Consider the following 16,426-nt stretch of genomic DNA (forward strand, 5'->3'; position numbering starts at 1 on the left):
TGTTGTAGGAACTGCAACGGAGCCTTTTCGCTTCCCTTTGGAAATTGGCCGTAGTTCCGACCAAAATTGCGACGTTAATTGTAGGAACTCCCACAATTTTCCTTTTCTCTCCCTTTCCAATCGCGTACACTGGTGGAATCCACGGAGGTACCATGATTCAGAACAATTACTTTTCCGATACGCAAGACATCCAAGATCATTTCGATCACATTCTCCCTTGGACCGAAATCATACTCGATTACGAAAACGAATTCTCCGACGCCGAAAACGGAGGACCGACAAATCCATCGGAAGCAAAAGAATATTATAAAACCGTTTTGGAAACCGTCGGCGACTTAGCCGGAAACATTCTTTCTCCTCACGTTGCGGAACTGGATCGTGAAGGGCTTCGATTCAAAGACGGAAAGGTGGAATTCCCACCCAAGATGCTCGAGCTCGTTTCCAAAGTGGTCGAAGCGGGAGTTCAAGCCTATGGATTCTCCAGAAAATACGGCGGACTCGGCGTACCTTGGAGCGTGAAATCATTTATTTCTGAAATTTTTTACAGAGTGGACGCGTCACTCGCCATTGCCGTGGGATGTGTGAACCTCGCCGAAATTTTGGAACGTCATGCGACACAGGCCATGAAGGACGAATGGATTCCGCGTTTAGCCGCGGGTGAATTCGTATGTGCGATGGGACTTACCGAACCCGATCACGGTTCCGATCTTCCGAATCTCAGAACGAAGGCGACCAAGGATGAGAATGGAAATTGGGTGCTCAACGGAACCAAACGATTCATCACACACGGTTGCGGATTCGGAGATACGCCCGCGGTCTTGTTGACTCTGGCTCGTTCCGGCGAAGTCGGTTCGGGCGCGAGAGGACTTTCTTTTTTTCTCGTTCAAAGTCCGGACGTACAAATCGCGGGAATCGAACATAAACTCGGACTTCATTGTTCTCCCACTTGCGAAGTAGTATTCGAAAATTCTCCGGGATTATTGATCGGGGAAGAAGGTTATGGCCTCATCAAATATACGATGGGAATGTTGAACGGAGCGAGAATGGGAATCGCACAACAATCGACGGGACTTGCCACCGCGGCATATTACGAAGCTCTAAAATACGCAAAGGAAAGAATTCAATTCGGAAAACCTCTTATAGAAATTCCGGCGGTTAAAAAAATCATCGATCGAATCGAAAGAGAAACCTACGCGATGCGATGTTTGACCTTGGAAGGATCCAGAGTAATGGATCGTTATTATTGGAGAGCGCTTCGATTGGAAAAACAAGGAGCGAGCGAAAAAGAAGCGAAGAACGATACGGTTGTTCGTTATTGGGAAAAGATCGCGAACGTGCTGACTCCGATAAGCAAATTCTATTGTTCCGAATCCTGTTTGAAAGTCGTGAGCGACGCGCTTCAAGTGCACGGTGGTTCGGGTTATACCGAAGACTACGACATCGCGAGAATTTATCGTGACGCGAGAATCACAACGATCTACGACGGAACTTCCCAGATTCAGATCAACGCGAGTATCGGAGGAATCACGTCCGGATTGACTCATACTTTCGGAGAATATCTTTCCGAGCTTGTCAATCAGTTGGATTCTTCCTTGGCTCATAAACTCTTTCATGGGTTTCAAGAACTGGTCGGTCTTTACAAGGATCTCCCCGGAAGAGAGGACAAGGATACATACGCGGAAGAAATCGTTTTTACTTGTTCCAGGGTATTGGCCGGAATTCTACTCGAACTTTCTTGCAGAAGACTTCCCGAAGATAGAAAACAAACAAGACTCAAACACGCGAAGGATTATCATCTCGATACTCTTTCCGTATTGGAAGGGAATCTTGCAAAGTTGAAAGAGGTAAGCGGGGTTCTCGCATAAGTAAAAATATTCAGTTTTCTGAATATTCTATTTTTATTCTCCATCAAAAACGAACACCCGCGCTTGCGCCGGAGGTATATCCATGCAAAATCCGAATTCTTTCGGACCCGATCCCTTGTCTCCTTATCCGTTTCCCGAATATCCGAGAATCGGCTTTCTCAAAAATTTTATCCGATCCACTCTCATCGAAGTGGGGGATTATACATACTACGACGATCCGAGCGGTCCGGATAATTTTGAACGGGAGAATGTACTGTATCATTACGATTTTCGAGGAGATAAACTCGTGATCGGAAAATTCTGCGCGATCGCCACCGGAGCAAAGTTCATCATGAACGGAGCCAATCACGTAATGAACGCGTTCTCCACGTATCCGTTTGCGATCTTTTCAAAAGGATGGGAACGGGTTATGCCGAAGCCGGAGGATTTTCCTAACAAAGGAGATACGATCGTAGGCAACGACGTTTGGATCGGAACCAACGCGGTGATTCTACCCGGAATCAAAATCGGAGACGGGGCGATCATCGGAGCTTATTCCGTGGTCTCCAAAGACGTTCCCGCGTATTCGATCGTCGCCGGAAATCCTGCTCGAGTCGTTCGAGAAAGATTTTCACCCGAAGTAAAAGAGAAACTTTTACGATTGAAGTGGTGGGATTGGAGCGCCGAAAAGATCACGAACTCTTTAGAGTTTTTGACGAGCCTCGATTTTAAAAAATTGGATGACTTCGTTTAACAAAACGGGAATCGTTTATTCCTTTTTTTGAATACAGGATTTGTTCTTACGATCGAAGGGATTTTGGACGTTCGAGGAATTCGTAATCCACGATTTTCCGGTTTTGGGACAATGATAAAGAACCGCGCCCGAACGATCGTGATAACCGATGACCTGTTCCAAAAGGGATACGAGTTCCATATAAAGTTTTTGTTTGCTTTTTAGGTCCGAAGTTTTACCAAGTTCGACGACGATGGGAAGAGCTTTTCGAAATACCGTCGAATCCTTTTCCGCTTCGCCGCCTTGTTTCAATAAGGTTTCAAGCGCATCCGTCGTTACGGAACCGGGATTTTCCAAATCGATTCGATCGGTAAGTTTGGAAAATTCTTCCAGAACGAAACTCGGTTTTCCTTTGTGAGCGAAAAGGGAATGGAAACAACCAAGAAGAAAAATTAAAAAGACAATTTTTACGTTTTTAAAAAGCGGGCTCATGTTCGCATTTTATCCGGAACAAAAGAATGAAAATCCAAATTTAATCCGAAATCTCGATTCAAAATTTAAAAAGTAAAAGGTGAAATATGAAATACAAACTCGCGTTGATTACCGGAGCTTCCGGCGGACTTGGAAAGGAATTTTCCAAACATTTAGCGGAACAAGGAACCGATTTGATTCTCACCGATCTTTCTTCCGCTTCGCTCAAACCGGTCCAAGCCGACTTGGAAAAAAGTTATGGAATTAAAGTAGAGATCGTTCCTGCGGATCTTTCCGTTTCCGAAGGCAGGGAAAAAATCGTATCACATATTATTCGCAAAAAGTCGAAACCCGATCTTCTCATAAACAACGCGGGGCTAGGTTATATCGGCGATTTTTCAAACGAACCCGATGCGAGTTTTTTAACCACGATCCGAGTTAACGTGGAAGGTTTGGTTCATCTCACTCGTAAAATTCTTCCCTTATTTTTGGAAAACGGAAAAGGGAGAATCATAAACGTAGCTTCGACGGCTTCTTTTCAACCGGTTCCGTATTTTACGATTTATGCGGCTACAAAGGTTTTCGTTTTGTACTTCACGGAAGGTTTAAGCAGAGAACTCAAAGGAAGTGGGGTCGGAGTTCACGCGGTTTGTCCGGGGCCGATTCGAACTCCGTTTTTTACCAAAGCGTTCCCGAGCGGATTTTGGACTCCAGATTTTATCTGGCTCACTCCGCCTCAGGTCGTTCGAGCCGCGTTTTCCGGCGCGGAAAAAAATAAAACCGTGATCGTAGTCGGTTTTGTGAATCAAATCCAAAACTTTCTGACTTCGATCGTGCCGAGAAGTTTCTCTGCTTGGGCCGGTTCCAAACTATTCTCCATGGGAAAGGACAGAAAGAACTAAATTATAATTTTAGAATATTCTTAAATTCCGTTGCTCGCAGTAAGAAGAATCGGTTCCCGATCGGTGACTACGATCGTATGTTCCTGTTGAGCAACGTAACTTCCGTCGTGAGTAACCAAAGTCCAACCGTCCGAGGTTTCGAGTGCGATTTCCGATTTTGTGGAGATGAACGTTTCGATCGCGAGAACCATTCCCGATTTGAGTTTTTGCGAATAACGTTTATCTTCGTAACAAGGAATGTATTTCGGAGCCTCGTGCAGACTAGATCCGGTTCCATGTCCCATTAAATTTTTGATCACCGTAAAACCGTGAGACTTCGCTTCCGCGTGGATGGCTCTTCCGATATCGCTGATTCTATTTCCGGTTTTCGCCGCGGATAAACCTTTGTGAAGAGAGGTTCTCGAACAATCCACCAAAGAGCTGAGCACCGGATGTCCTTCGCCTAAGATAAAAGAACTTCCGTTGTCGCCGAAGTAACCGTCTAACTCCGCCGATACGTCTATGTTGACGAGATCTCCTTCTTTTAGAATCGTTTTGGAAGAAGGGATTCCGTGTGCGATCGCGCGATTTACGCTGATGCAGGTCGCGCCCGGAAAGTTGTAAGTGATCGCAGGAGCGGATCTGGCTCCGTATTGTTTCAAAAGTTTTAATCCGAAGTCGTCCAATTCTTTCGTGGACATTCCGGATTTCGCGTAGGCTTTCATTTCTTTTAAAACCAGACCTACGATTTTTCCGATTTTCTTGAGCCCGATTAGATCTTTTTCGGTTTCGATGGACATTGAATTTCTCCCGGATGGATTTATTTTTTGAAAAGTGCGCGTTTTGCGGGATTGAATTCCCGTTCTATTTTACAAAACGGTATGACCGTTGTTATGATCCGCGAATTCATAATCCTTTTGGGTTAATGAAAACAAAGGCGGCTCTTTTTTTCAAATTAATTTAAGAATCATTCCAAACGATTCGTCTCTTCTTATTAAATTATTTTAAGAACGTGTAACGCATGACATCTGAATCACCGAATTTACTCAATCACATTCAACCGATCGATTATTCAAAAGGACAGATTATTTTTCGTCAGGGAGCTCCTTCCAAAGATCAGATGTTTTTTATTTCCAAAGGTTCGATCGTTCTTTCGGAAACCGTGGACAGCAAAGAACGAGCTATATGTCGCATTAATGAAAATAACTTTTTCGGAGAAATGGCTCTTTTAACCGGAGGAAAAAGAACCGCTTCCGCGATCGCCGCAGTGGACGGAACCCGTCTTATTTCCTTAGACAGTAGCATCATCGAAAATATGATTCATAAAAATCCGAAGTTTATGTTTCGTCTTTTATTAACCGCGGCGAGTAGACATTACAGGGAAGAATTGAATTTTTCCAAACTTCAATATTTGGTTAAAATCGATCCATCGGATCTTGAATTTTCCCAAGAATATGAGAATTGCAGAATTCATAATTTAGGCGTGATCTCGAGAATCTACGGTCATCTCAGCAATTATTATCCACCCGGTAAATATGTGTTCCGTTCCGGGGAACCTGCTTCTGAAAAACTTTGGTTTGTGTTACAAGGAAAATTGGTTCTTTGTAAAACCGCAAAAGACGGAAGCGATATGGAAGTAAGAGACTATCATCCTGGAGACCTTTTGGATCTTTCTTCTTTGATCGGTTCCAAACCGCGAGTTTTTTCGGTTAAGGCTGTGGATGATACCGCGGTGATCACATCGATCGACAGAAATCTTTTGTATCGAGTTCTTACTCTCAATTCTAAATTGTTCTTCAACGTGTTTAAGACGATCGTCTACGATTTTACGATCTTAAATCATTGTTTTACTTTGAGCAAGGAAGCGGAAGCGAACCTTGGAACCTCAAGTTCTGTTGCGACTAACGCGGATTCCAATTCCGAAGCTACTGCGGCTTCTACGGCGACGCAGGAAGTGATTGCGGAAGAAGTCAGCGGCGAAGGTTTGGACAATCTGGCCGAACAAGCCTCGAACGCAAACGAACAAGACTTGGAAACCGCAGAAGCCGCGGGTTCCTGATTTTTTAATACGAAATCGTTTTCTTAACTGAATCCGAAGAACAATTCTTCGGACGGGGATTTTTTCCGTGCGGTCAGGATGAAAGTGTCTATTTTTCCTTTGCCTTTGATTTCCACGTCTTCCCTTTTTTCCATGGAGAATTCTTCCGAAATCAAATGTGCAGTGGACGGTGTGACTTGGATTTGTCCGCTCAGACCGTGAGATTCCATTCTACTCGCAACGTTAACCGCATCTCCCCAAATATCATAGATGAACTTTTTGGTTCCGATCACGCCGGCAACGACGGGTCCGGTGTTGATGCCGATCCTCATATCGAGTTTTAGATTTCCTTCTCGAATTCTGAAACGTTTTAGAAGATCCATCATCTCCCAAGCCATATGAGCGATTGCTAATGTATGATTTTGTCTCGGTTGGGGTAAGCCGCCCACTACCATATAAGCGTCGCCGATCGTTTTGATTTTTTCCAAGCCGTATTTTTCCGCCATCAGATCGAAAGCGGAGAACACCTTGTTTAAAATCCTCACGACTTTTTCGGGATGAAACTTTCCGGCGATTTCCGTAAAACCGACGATATCCGCGAATAGAATGCTTGCTTCGCTGAAACTTTGTGCGATTACCGAACTGTCTTTTTTAAGTTTATCCGCGATCGATTTAGGCAATACGTTTAACAAAAGTTTTTCGGCTCTTTCCTGCTCTTTTTGAACTCTCGCGTAAGCCTTCGCCAGTTCCTTTCTGGCTTTTTCGTTTTCTTCCAGAGTGTTTCTTACGGTTCCGAGAACTTGATTGTAACGATTCGCAATTTGCCCGACTTCGGTGAAAGGTTCGACGGGAACGTCGTAGCTTAAGTCCCCCGTTTTCTTTTGATGTTCCATCACTAAAAAAAGATCGATGAGTTCCGTGGTTGCCTTGTGTTCCGAAATGTTTAGACCTTGGTATTCCTCTTCGAGGTCCACTCTCAGTTTAAAGAATCGATTGATGATCGAAAATAGAATATAAGAAGTTCCGAATGCGAATATACCGATGGACGCAATTCCCAAAAGTTGAACTTGGATTTGTCCCCAACGAGAAAGTCCCGAGTTTAGAATCTGAAGATTTCCGAAAATTCCCACACAAAGAGTTCCGAAGATCCCCATTCCCAAGTGAACCGGAACCGCTCCGACCGCGTCGTCTATTTTCAATTTTTCTAATATGTCTTCGATCGGAGAAACCAAAATTCCCGCGAACAATCCGATGACTCCCGCTTCCACCGCGTTGACTACGTTGGCACACGCTGTAATCGCCACCAATCCGCCCAAGGAACCGTTCAAAGGAAGAACCGCGTCCGGATAACCTTTTCGAAACCAACCTATGAACAAACCGGAGAACATCGCGGCGCCCGAAGCGAGTACGGTGTTCAATAGTACGGTGGGAACATGTCGATCGAATGCGAGAGTACTTCCACCGTTGAATCCGAACCATCCTACCCAAAGTATGATTCCACCTAACATCGCTAAGGGGAGATTGCTTCCCGTTACTTTTCTAGGAGGTTCTCCTTCGACGAATCTTCCCGCACGCGGACCGACTACGAGTAAGAACGCAAGCGCAACCCAACCGCCCACGCTATGGACCACCGAAGAACCGGCAAAGTCTCTGAATCCCAATACGGAAAGCCAACCGTGTGTTTCGGATTGATACAGTCCGGACCAAACCCAATGACCCGCGACAGGATAAATAAAACCCGAAATTAAAATCGTGGAAATGATATACGAAATGAATTTAAGTCGTTCAGCGATTGCACCCGAAACGATCGTCGCCGCAGTTCCGCAGAAAACCAATTGGAATAAAAAGAATGCGGGACTCCAAACGTCGTCCGGAGGAAATACGGGAAGAAACCAAGAGGTTCCGATGATTCCTTTCCAGGATTCGCCGAACATCAAGCCGAATCCTATAAACCAAAACAGGACCGTGGCGATTCCGAAATCCGCGATGTTTTTAATCGCAACGTTGATCGAATTCTTAGCACGAGTCAGTCCGGATTCTAAAATCAAAAAACCGCCCTGCATCAAAAGAACCAAACCCGAGCAGAGTAAGATCCACAAAACGTCCGTTAATGTTTTTTCAGTCGCGCCCATAAACATCAAATGCATGCATACTTCCCTGTAAGATTAAATCCCAACATCTAAGTTTCTTTTTATATATCGGCTTGATAAGAATCGTTTCTACAACGATAACGTTATTCACTTTAAAAGATTCTTTAGATGAATAAGAAACAGAAGATCATAACGTTGTAAAACGATTTATTGGGGTTCTTAAAAAGAATCGAACCGTTTTGTTAAGCGCAATGGATTATGATTAAAATTGAATACACTTTTTAAGCGCAAGATTCTTAAGAACGCAAATTGCAGATTCTTTCAATGATTTGTTTATTTCTTCGGCAGTATCAAAAGAATTCTTCCCTGGGTTTGAATCCTTCCCGCTTGTTCTTCGGCCTTTTTACCGGTTCCTAAAAAGTAATCGAGTCTTCCATGACCCTGAATTTTAGAACCTCGATCGTGAACGAACACGATTCGGTTTTTTTCCGTTAAAACGGGGGATTCAAACGTGATCAAAGCCGGAATCCCTAAAGGAATATTCGGATCCATCGCCACCGATCGTTTCGGAATCAATTCGATTCCACCGCTTCCTCGGGGAGAGGAAGGTTCTCTTTTGAAAAAAACATATCTCGGATTTTTTAAAATCGCGTCCCGGACTTCCTTCGGAAATTCGACGATACAGTTTCTCAGATCGGAAGGAATCAGGCTTTTACAGATTCCTCTCAAGGATTCGGCGGGGCTCAGATATTCTTTTCCGTTATCGGACGAATACGTTATACGAAACGGATCCTTGTTCGGAGTTTGGATTACGGCGGAACCTTCGAGTTGTGCTAGATGTAGGTCCGTGATTTTAACGTAAGAGATCGCCTTTGTTTTGTTTTTCCATACGGAAGGTTCGAACAATTCGATTCTCGTTTCGTACGGAACCAGATTTCCGTTCGCCGATTTTACGACGATTCTTTCGTTACCTTGTTTTTTTACGATCAAATCGGAAGGTGTTTCCAAAATAGGATGAACGAATTCCCCTTCCGGAAAAGTTCTACCTTCCATTATAACTTCATAATATGCGGTGATTTTTCCTTGGTGTTGGTCTACGGTTTCGAGAATCGAAAATGAATTTTGAAATCGATTCCGAAACGATTCCGGATCTTTCTCCTTAAAGATTTTTTTTAAGGTTCTTATGGACTTCAACAGTTCGTTTTTGTTAAACGAAGTTCCGTTGATAGTTATCTTCCATTCGGGTGAAAGTTTTTCGTAATACGATTCCGATTCTCGAATCGCACGATACAAACTGTCCGTGTTCGGATCGGGTGAGAATAAAGGCGCTTCGCCAACGGGAATAAAGCCGGATTCTTCCAAGTCCTTTCCTTGCAAAAGATTCGTGCAGACGAGGAAGAATAGAATGAAAAGAAACACGAACCTCATGGGAGGATATTCAAATGGATTCTGGAAAAAGCATCAATTTATATTCGGAGGGTGTCATCCCGGTCAGAGTCTTAAAGGATTTTTCCATCTCGCGACCGGAAACGAATCCCGCCCTATGTGCGATCTCGGAATGTTTTAGATCGGTTCTGGTTTTTAAAAGATGTTTCGCTTCTTCCACTCTGTATTGGTTTACATAAGCTTCGAAAGAAGGTACGTTCGAATATTCCTGAACGAATTTATCGAGATCTTGAGGAGTGACCTTTAAAATGCTCGCGAGATCGTCCTTGCTCAGTTCCGGATTTTTGAAAATTCTTTCCACCTTCAAAAGATGATCCAAACTGAATTGAATCGAAGGGGTTTTGCTCTGAAATTCCATGCCGGAAATTCTCGCGGGTGCTTTCAACCGTTCCTGCATCTGTTGAATATCGTAGGCTCGGCTGAGGGATTTTCTTCTTACGAACTTTTCGCGATCTCCGAGGCTGATCATCACTACGACGTAAATCGTGGGAAGAGAAAGTACGTAGGCGTGTACGTAATATTCGTGATATTTTAGAATATCCAAATAGTATAATACCGTAATCAATACGCTCCCCGCTATCGGAATCATACAAAGAGCGATTTTTCTTGCGGGTGCGAAACTTCGGATTACCGTAAGAGTGGAAATTACGATCAAAGAGGACGCATATACGAATGTCCATAAGAAGGAATTTACGACCATCGGGCGATCGGAGATGAATGCGGAAAAAACCGCAAAGGCCACGATCGAAATCGCCGTTGTAGACAACGCGGAATGAAAGAATTTGTTAAGCGAAGAAGGCGAAAGAAACTGAACTATAAAGTAAGTGGAACAGGCGAGGGCTAAAAACGCGAAAAGAGGAGGGGTTATGTTCTGAAACTCGGGAGCGTTCGGCCATAGATATTTATATCCGTTCGCATAACAGGCCCAACCTTCCAAGGAAACAAAAACTAAAAATCCCACGATGTTCAGATAAATCGGATCCAATGTCTGACGATAGATGAATCCGGTTAGGAGTGTTACGAATAAACTCAGAACGAGAGTGAACAAAATCAAAAGATTTCTATAATAACTTCCTTTTTCGTATTCGAGACCGGATTCGAGGAGAATCGGAAAGTTGATGATCGAAGAGGTTTTGATCCAGAGGTAATACCGATTGTCTTCGTTTTGAACCTCGTAGGGTTCCAGATGAAAGACCGGATAATAATCGTCGATCGATCTTTCCGAATATTGAAAACGATCCCCCGAAATCTGAACCGAGGATTTTGAAAAAAGAACGGCGGCGTCTAACGTCACCTGAGGGATTCTCACGAAACATCTGGATCGAGGTTGTTGTTTGACGTTGAATCGGAGCCAGACGGCTTCCTTGATAAAACCTAATTTTAGAAGCGGATTTTCCTTCGGTTTAAAATCCAAATTCGTATTCGGAATCTTGGGGATTTCCCGGGAAGAATCGCCGTCTAACGCGAATTCTATTTTATCAAATTCGCATATTTCCGAAGCGGGCTCGGAATGTAGAAATTGAGGAGACACAAAACAAAAAAACACGATCAATGCGGCGATTCGAGCGCCTTTGTCGGCTATCAATTTTATTAAGCGAAGAGGCATTTCAATCAATGATTCTGTTTTAATTTCCACGGAAGCACCGGTGTTTGATAAACGAACATCGGATTTTTGTATTTATTCTTCCGAGGGATAACCTACGACTGATAATAATATCAACGGCGACTCCTCCAGTCAAGATTTCAATATAAATTAACCGTATTATATTTTCATTTTGTTATGCGAACTCGTTTCGCCGAACAATTCTTTTTCGAATAGAAACTTCGTTCTACAAGATTCTCCCTCAAGTGAGTCGTTCGATGATTCGTCTTTTCGGAACGAAAACGGCGTTCTTGATTTTCCTCGGAAAAACCCGTAAGAACGGAATGTATTTTTTTTAAGAAAAGAATCGTCTAAAATGTAAAAATTTATCTTGACTTACCTACCTACTGGTAGGTAAGTGGACTTATGAAACTCGCCGGAGATACGCGTGAAAAGATCGTAACCCTTGCCAGACATTATTTTCAAAGTGTCGGCTTTCAATCGTTCAGCTTTCAGAATATCGCGGACGATTTGGGGATCAAAAAGGCGAGCATTCATTATCATTATCCCTCCAAGGAAGAATTGGGCCTTGACGTACTCGAAGTTTATTATAGGGATTTCGAAGAATATACGAAAAACCTAATAGAGCGTCCGCCGAGGGTTCGTTTGTTCGGTTTATTCAAACTTTACGAAGGTTATACCGGTGAAAACGGAAAGATCTGCCCGTTCGGCGTGGTAGGCACCGAATATCACGTTCTTTCCCAGACTATTCGGGACAAGACCTTGGTTCTTCACAATCAACATCGCGATTTTCTAATACAAACCCTTCACGACGGAATGAAAGACGGTTCGTTTGTTCTTACTCTCAACGTAAAGGATACGGCCGACTTATTCATGTCGGCGATTCAAGGGTCGATGCAGATTTCTAGAATCCGAAAGGATAAGGAATATTTTCCAAAAATGATCAAAAGTCTTAAGTCAATGATACAAATGAAGGAGCATAAAAATGCCGGTTTCTGAATCCGCTACCAAAGCATGGGAAGAAATGAACAAGATGGCCGATAAGATGGCCAAAGAATACGGTCTTACTCTGGAACTTCCGCCGAAATCTTTTAAAGAAATGAAAGCCGAGTTCGTCGAGTTCGAAGGTGGGAAAAAAATCGTCGTTCGTATTCCGTATGACGAGCGTTTTGCGAACCCGATGGGAATCTTTCAAGGTGGAATGCTCTGCACCGCCTTGGACAACACCTTCGGTCCGCTTTCTTATCTCGCGGCGAAAAGACCCTGCGTCACAACGGATTTATCGACTCAGTTTTTCAGGACCTTTTTTCCGAAGGACGAATACGTTTTGATCGAAGCAAAGGTCGTTTCGAAATCTCCCGCGATGATGACGATGCAGGCGGAAGTAAGAAATCCTAAGAATAAACTCATTGCGATCGCGACTTCCAGCGTGTTGATCTTACAAGAATCTATGCTGAAAAGAATGACGAGCAAACAAGAACAAGAAGATTGATCTAAAAATCGACTGCGGTCAGTTACAGTCCTTCTGTCCGCAGTTTTCTCGTTCCTCTTCCGTTTCCAGAGTTACGTGCGCGATCCTAAGTCCCTTTAAAATTTCTCTCGCCTTCGACTTGATAACCCTTTGACGTTCCCAAGGAAGATCGTTTTTCAAAACGAGATGAGCCGTAAGAGCGTTTTCGGTCGTGCTCAAGGACCAAATATGAACATGATGAATGTTTAATACACCTTCTATGGACTTGAGTTCCTTTTCGACGGTTTCCGATTGAATCGTATCGGGTGTCGAATCCAGACTGAGCCTTAAACTTTGTTTAAAAAGAGGAATGTTGCCGTAGACGATTACCACTGCGACCGCGATTCCCACGATCGGATCGATCCAAATATAATCCAGCCATTGGATCATAAGACCGGAGATGATCACACCCACGGACACAAGACCGTCCGCAAGAAGATGCATATACGCGCCCTTCATGTTCAGATCCTCGTCTTTACTTTTGAAAAACAACAAGGAAGAGGAGAAGTTTACGATCACACCGATAAACGCGACGATCGCGATCATTCCTCCCGGAACCGGAGTCGGTCTGGATAACTTTTCGATGGATTCGTAAGCGATAAAAAGAACCGTACCAAAAATCAAAATCGAATTGAGTAAACTCATGAGGATGGACGATTTTTTCCAGCCGTATGTAAAACCCGGAGAAGGTCTTTTATCCTGAAGTTTGACGGCGATCAACGCGAGTATCAAAGAACTTACGTCCATTAAGTTATGCCCCGCGTCCGAAATCAAAGCGAGGGAACCGTTCCAAAGGCCGAATCCGGCTTCTATACCCGCATAAAGCAAATTGAGAACGATCGCGATTACGAGACTTTTACTCGCGCTTCCGTGATGATGCGCGTGGGAATGATCCGAGTGATCGTGAGAATGGTTATGAGAATGATGATGGTGGTGATGTCCCATGAGTTCTTCCGAGTTTGAATGATACCTTTCCCAGAATAGCCGAGCCACAAGTCTGTAAACAGAAAAATAGGGTCGTTGTTGAGAATCGGTTCTCTTAAAAGAAACGCTCTTCGATCCGAGCGCCGATTTTTCCGCCGTGATTTTGTAAGAGTCGCTTTCTATTAGACTTTTCTAAAGAAGAATCCGTCAGTTGGATGAGTTCGGATCGAATGATTTTTTACCGTTTAAGGAACGGAGAATCTCCTCAAGTTTCGAAATACGATCCGAGTTCTTTAAACCTTTGTAAGCCCGAATGAGATTTCGAAGATTACGCGCGTTTTTCGGATCTCTGGTTCTGAGTCTTTCGCCCACGTCCACGGCTTGATTCATATCACCCGCTTTGCGGAGCATTCTCGAGGTATAGCCGAGCATGATATCGTCGGAAGGAACGGCACTAAGATATTCTTGAGCGCAGAATGTCGCTTTAATATATTCTCTCAAACGAAAATAAGAAAAACTCAGCTCTTTCAAAGCCGCCGGATGTGTTTGTTTTCCTTCCTGGATATCGGAAAAGAATTTGTCCAAGGATTTCTTGTCCTTTTTGGCGAGTTTGATCCTCACTCTTTTGGGGACTTGTCCGTTCCATTCAATTTTCATAATGGAAAGATCGTCTGTAAGAACTCCTTCCCGATTCAATTGAGAATTGATCTTTTCCAAACTTCCGTTCGATTCCTCCACGATGCGGAGAATTCTCGTTTCGTCGTAGTTCATATTCTTTTTGCCGTCTATGTTTTCCAAAAGAATATCGTCTCTTCCATCCGAGCCGTTGAACAAAACGTCCCCCGGCATAAACTGAAACGTTTGAACGGACAAGGCGCCTTCCACAAGTTGAGAACCTAACTTTCTATAAAAATGATTCTCCCCAAGAAAGGAAGCGATTCCGTCCCTGTAAAGAATGGAATACGGATGTTCCGCATTCATGTAATACGCGAATCCAGTCTCGTCCTCAATCACGCCTAACACGATCGATACGAGCATGGAACCTTCGAAACTCTCGAAAACTCTATGCAATTCTATGAATGCGTTTTTGAGCCATCTTTCCGGATAAAGATCCTTCATAAAGGAGCTGAATCTTGTTCTTTCGATGATGGATTTGAAAACCGCTCCTAAAACGAGAGCCCCGCCCGCACCTTGCATGGATTTTCCCATCGCGTCCGCGTTGAAAAAAACGGTGACCCTTTTTCCCTTCAAAACGATACTTTCGGTTTTACAAAGATCGCCCCCGATCTCGTTTTCCCTGTTTTTAAAATGAAATTGTTTCTTCTGTTTGATGAAAAATTCTATTCTAACGTTTTTGCTTTCCGCGTTGTTTTGACCGAGAGGATTGATGAGAAGAGAAGTAAGAAAATAATCCCCGTCCTGTTGATCCTTAAGAATACTCAAATTTTCTAATGTTTCCGAAAGTTCCTTGGTTCGTTCCTCGACCCTTTGTTCGAGGTTTGCGTTGAGTTCTTCCGTTTTTGCGTGTAGTTCGCTGAATCGTTCCGCAAGAATTGTGGCGATTCCCATTACGTAGAAAAAAAATCCGTATTTGCTGAACGCAAAACCGGTGTTGAAAAACATCGAATCCAATACGTCGTAGAACGCCGTAAAGGTGATGATGACCGTCCCCAGAAACAATCTTCTTGCCGCGGGAAGTTTATGGCGAATTCCGCGGATCAAAACGTAAAAGTTCATCGGAACCGCAAAGAAAAGCGCGCCGATCTGCCAAACTCGCAACAGATATTCGCAGATATACATCGGAGCAAAAAAAGTGGGAATCGTTAAAAGGGCGTTGAAGATCGAATAATAAAAAATCGGCCGGCTCGTTCTTCCGTTAAACAACTGACTCATAAACGTAAAATAACAGGAGATGCAGATATACAAACCGATCAGCTCGATCCTTTGGATGATCGTGGAATCGATCGGATTTTCAAAAACGGGAGAGGATCTTGTGTAGATATAAAGTCCGATCAAAAGGGCGAACAAACCGAACGTAAGATTGTATCGTTCCTTTCTTCGTTTGATAAAAAGAAAAAGATGATATAACCCCGTTGTGATGTAGATTCCGATCAGAATGAGGGTAATTCTATCCTGTTCTTTGTATATAAGATCTTTATAATATCCTACGTCGTAACCCGAGGTCAGATAAAAACCCGTATGATCGAATTTCGGATCTCCCGAAATTTTAATCAGAAGACGGTTGTTTTCGGTTTTTAGAATCTTACGATCGATTTCGTAAACCTGACCGCGAACGGTTCTGTGAAACGAAACTCCGTTAGCGGAAATTTCTCCCTCGTTAGCGATCGGTTTTCCGTTGATGTATACTTCGAAAACTTCTCCGATTTCTCCGAAACGGATTCCGGGTTCCAGAGAACTTTTTAAAAAGTCCCGAGGCAGATCGAATTCGGTATAAAACGAAAACGTATGAACTTTGGATTTGTGAGGATAAAACTTATTCGTCCAGATCGGAAAGGATTCGACACGTTTCCATTCCTTATCGGGAACGAAATCCTCTTTTAAAAAACGGTCCTCGTATCGATCGAGAATACGCCAGGTCTTCGGCTTACATTCTCCGTTTGAATCGCAGGTTTTTATAAGATCGATCGAGTCTTGTGCGGAAAGCGAAGTCGAAAAGATCGAAAGTAAGAGGAATGTATATGCAAAAATTCTAAACTGATAACTCATTTGTTTCTTTCTGAAACGAAAAATTCCCGTTCCGGAATCGCGATCCTTTCGTTCGGTCGAAACTCCTTAAAGGATGGAGAAAGGGCCGAAAAAGATCTTATTTAAAAAAAGATTCTCAAATCTTAAAAGATCCAGGGGAGAATGAATCGGAACGCCTCT

General features: G+C 43.5%; 13 protein-coding genes. 6 read left to right on the top strand and 7 right to left on the bottom strand.

Annotated elements, in window-relative coordinates; translation table 11 throughout:
- The first annotated feature begins 152 nt into the window (after positions 1–152).
- Both CH367_RS00425 and CH367_RS00430 read left to right on the top strand, forming a co-directional pair.
- Positions 153–1,865 carry an acyl-CoA dehydrogenase family protein gene (locus CH367_RS00425; protein ID WP_100761289.1) on the top strand — a complete coding sequence of 571 codons (1,713 nt, stop codon included), beginning with the start codon at positions 153–155 and terminating at the stop codon, positions 1,863–1,865.
- An 82-nt stretch (positions 1,866–1,947) separates the two neighbouring features.
- Positions 1,948–2,598: a CatB-related O-acetyltransferase gene (locus CH367_RS00430; protein WP_100760553.1), complete on the top strand. Its 651-nt coding sequence runs from the start codon at positions 1,948–1,950 to the stop codon at positions 2,596–2,598.
- A gap of 15 nt (positions 2,599–2,613) precedes the next feature.
- Here CH367_RS00430 and CH367_RS00435 read toward each other — a convergent pair whose 3' ends face one another.
- Positions 2,614–3,069 carry a hypothetical protein gene (locus tag CH367_RS00435; protein WP_100760554.1) on the bottom strand — a complete coding sequence of 152 codons (456 nt, stop codon included), beginning with the start codon at positions 3,067–3,069 and terminating at the stop codon, positions 2,614–2,616.
- Between the two features lie 86 nt (positions 3,070–3,155).
- On the opposite strand from CH367_RS00435, the gene CH367_RS00440 reads away from it, so the two are divergent.
- On the top strand, positions 3,156–3,950 hold the full coding sequence (locus tag CH367_RS00440; RefSeq protein WP_100760555.1) for an SDR family NAD(P)-dependent oxidoreductase: 795 nt from the start codon (positions 3,156–3,158) through the stop codon (positions 3,948–3,950).
- Between the two features lie 20 nt (positions 3,951–3,970).
- Here CH367_RS00440 and map read toward each other — a convergent pair whose 3' ends face one another.
- Complete coding sequence (gene map / locus CH367_RS00445) at positions 3,971–4,729, bottom strand: type I methionyl aminopeptidase (protein ID WP_100760556.1); 759 nt, start codon at positions 4,727–4,729, stop codon at positions 3,971–3,973.
- A 221-nt stretch (positions 4,730–4,950) separates the two neighbouring features.
- Here map and CH367_RS00450 point away from each other — a divergent pair, with 221 nt between their 5' ends.
- Entirely contained in the window at positions 4,951–5,988 is a 1,038-nt protein-coding gene (locus CH367_RS00450; protein WP_100760557.1) for a cyclic nucleotide-binding domain-containing protein, read from the top strand.
- A 23-nt stretch (positions 5,989–6,011) separates the two neighbouring features.
- Here the strand turns inward: CH367_RS00450 and amt are convergent, their stop codons facing one another.
- The 3 genes from amt to CH367_RS00465 form a co-directional block, all read right to left on the bottom strand.
- Positions 6,012–8,114: an ammonium transporter gene (gene amt, locus CH367_RS00455; protein WP_100760558.1), complete on the bottom strand. Its 2,103-nt coding sequence runs from the start codon at positions 8,112–8,114 to the stop codon at positions 6,012–6,014.
- Between the two features lie 276 nt (positions 8,115–8,390).
- Positions 8,391–9,485 (bottom strand): MltA domain-containing protein, encoded by a 1,095-nt coding sequence (locus CH367_RS00460; protein ID WP_100760559.1) that lies wholly within the window; start codon positions 9,483–9,485, stop codon positions 8,391–8,393.
- Positions 9,486–9,495: 10 nt separating this feature from the next.
- Positions 9,496–11,109 carry a 7TM-DISM domain-containing protein gene (locus CH367_RS00465; protein ID WP_100760560.1) on the bottom strand — a complete coding sequence of 538 codons (1,614 nt, stop codon included), beginning with the start codon at positions 11,107–11,109 and terminating at the stop codon, positions 9,496–9,498.
- A 402-nt stretch (positions 11,110–11,511) separates the two neighbouring features.
- Between CH367_RS00465 and CH367_RS00470 the strand changes: the two genes are divergently transcribed.
- Both CH367_RS00470 and CH367_RS00475 read left to right on the top strand, forming a co-directional pair.
- Positions 11,512–12,105, top strand: a complete 594-nt coding sequence (locus CH367_RS00470) for a TetR/AcrR family transcriptional regulator (protein WP_100760561.1) — start codon at positions 11,512–11,514, stop codon at positions 12,103–12,105.
- On the top strand, positions 12,092–12,598 hold the full coding sequence (locus tag CH367_RS00475) for a PaaI family thioesterase (RefSeq protein ID WP_100760562.1): 507 nt from the start codon (positions 12,092–12,094) through the stop codon (positions 12,596–12,598). The genes CH367_RS00470 and CH367_RS00475 overlap by 14 nt, the downstream gene beginning before the upstream one ends.
- A gap of 18 nt (positions 12,599–12,616) precedes the next feature.
- Here the strand turns inward: CH367_RS00475 and CH367_RS00480 are convergent, their stop codons facing one another.
- Positions 12,617–13,561, bottom strand: coding sequence for a cation diffusion facilitator family transporter (locus CH367_RS00480; protein ID WP_100760563.1), 945 nt, complete (start codon positions 13,559–13,561; stop codon positions 12,617–12,619).
- A gap of 186 nt (positions 13,562–13,747) precedes the next feature.
- Positions 13,748–16,267, bottom strand: a complete 2,520-nt coding sequence (locus CH367_RS00485; RefSeq protein WP_100760564.1) for a SpoIIE family protein phosphatase — start codon at positions 16,265–16,267, stop codon at positions 13,748–13,750.
- Between the last annotated feature and the right edge of the window lie 159 nt (positions 16,268–16,426).

Origin of the sequence: Leptospira barantonii (assembly GCF_002811925.1) — a bacterium.
In the GTDB taxonomy this organism is placed as follows: domain Bacteria; phylum Spirochaetota; class Leptospiria; order Leptospirales; family Leptospiraceae; genus Leptospira; species Leptospira barantonii.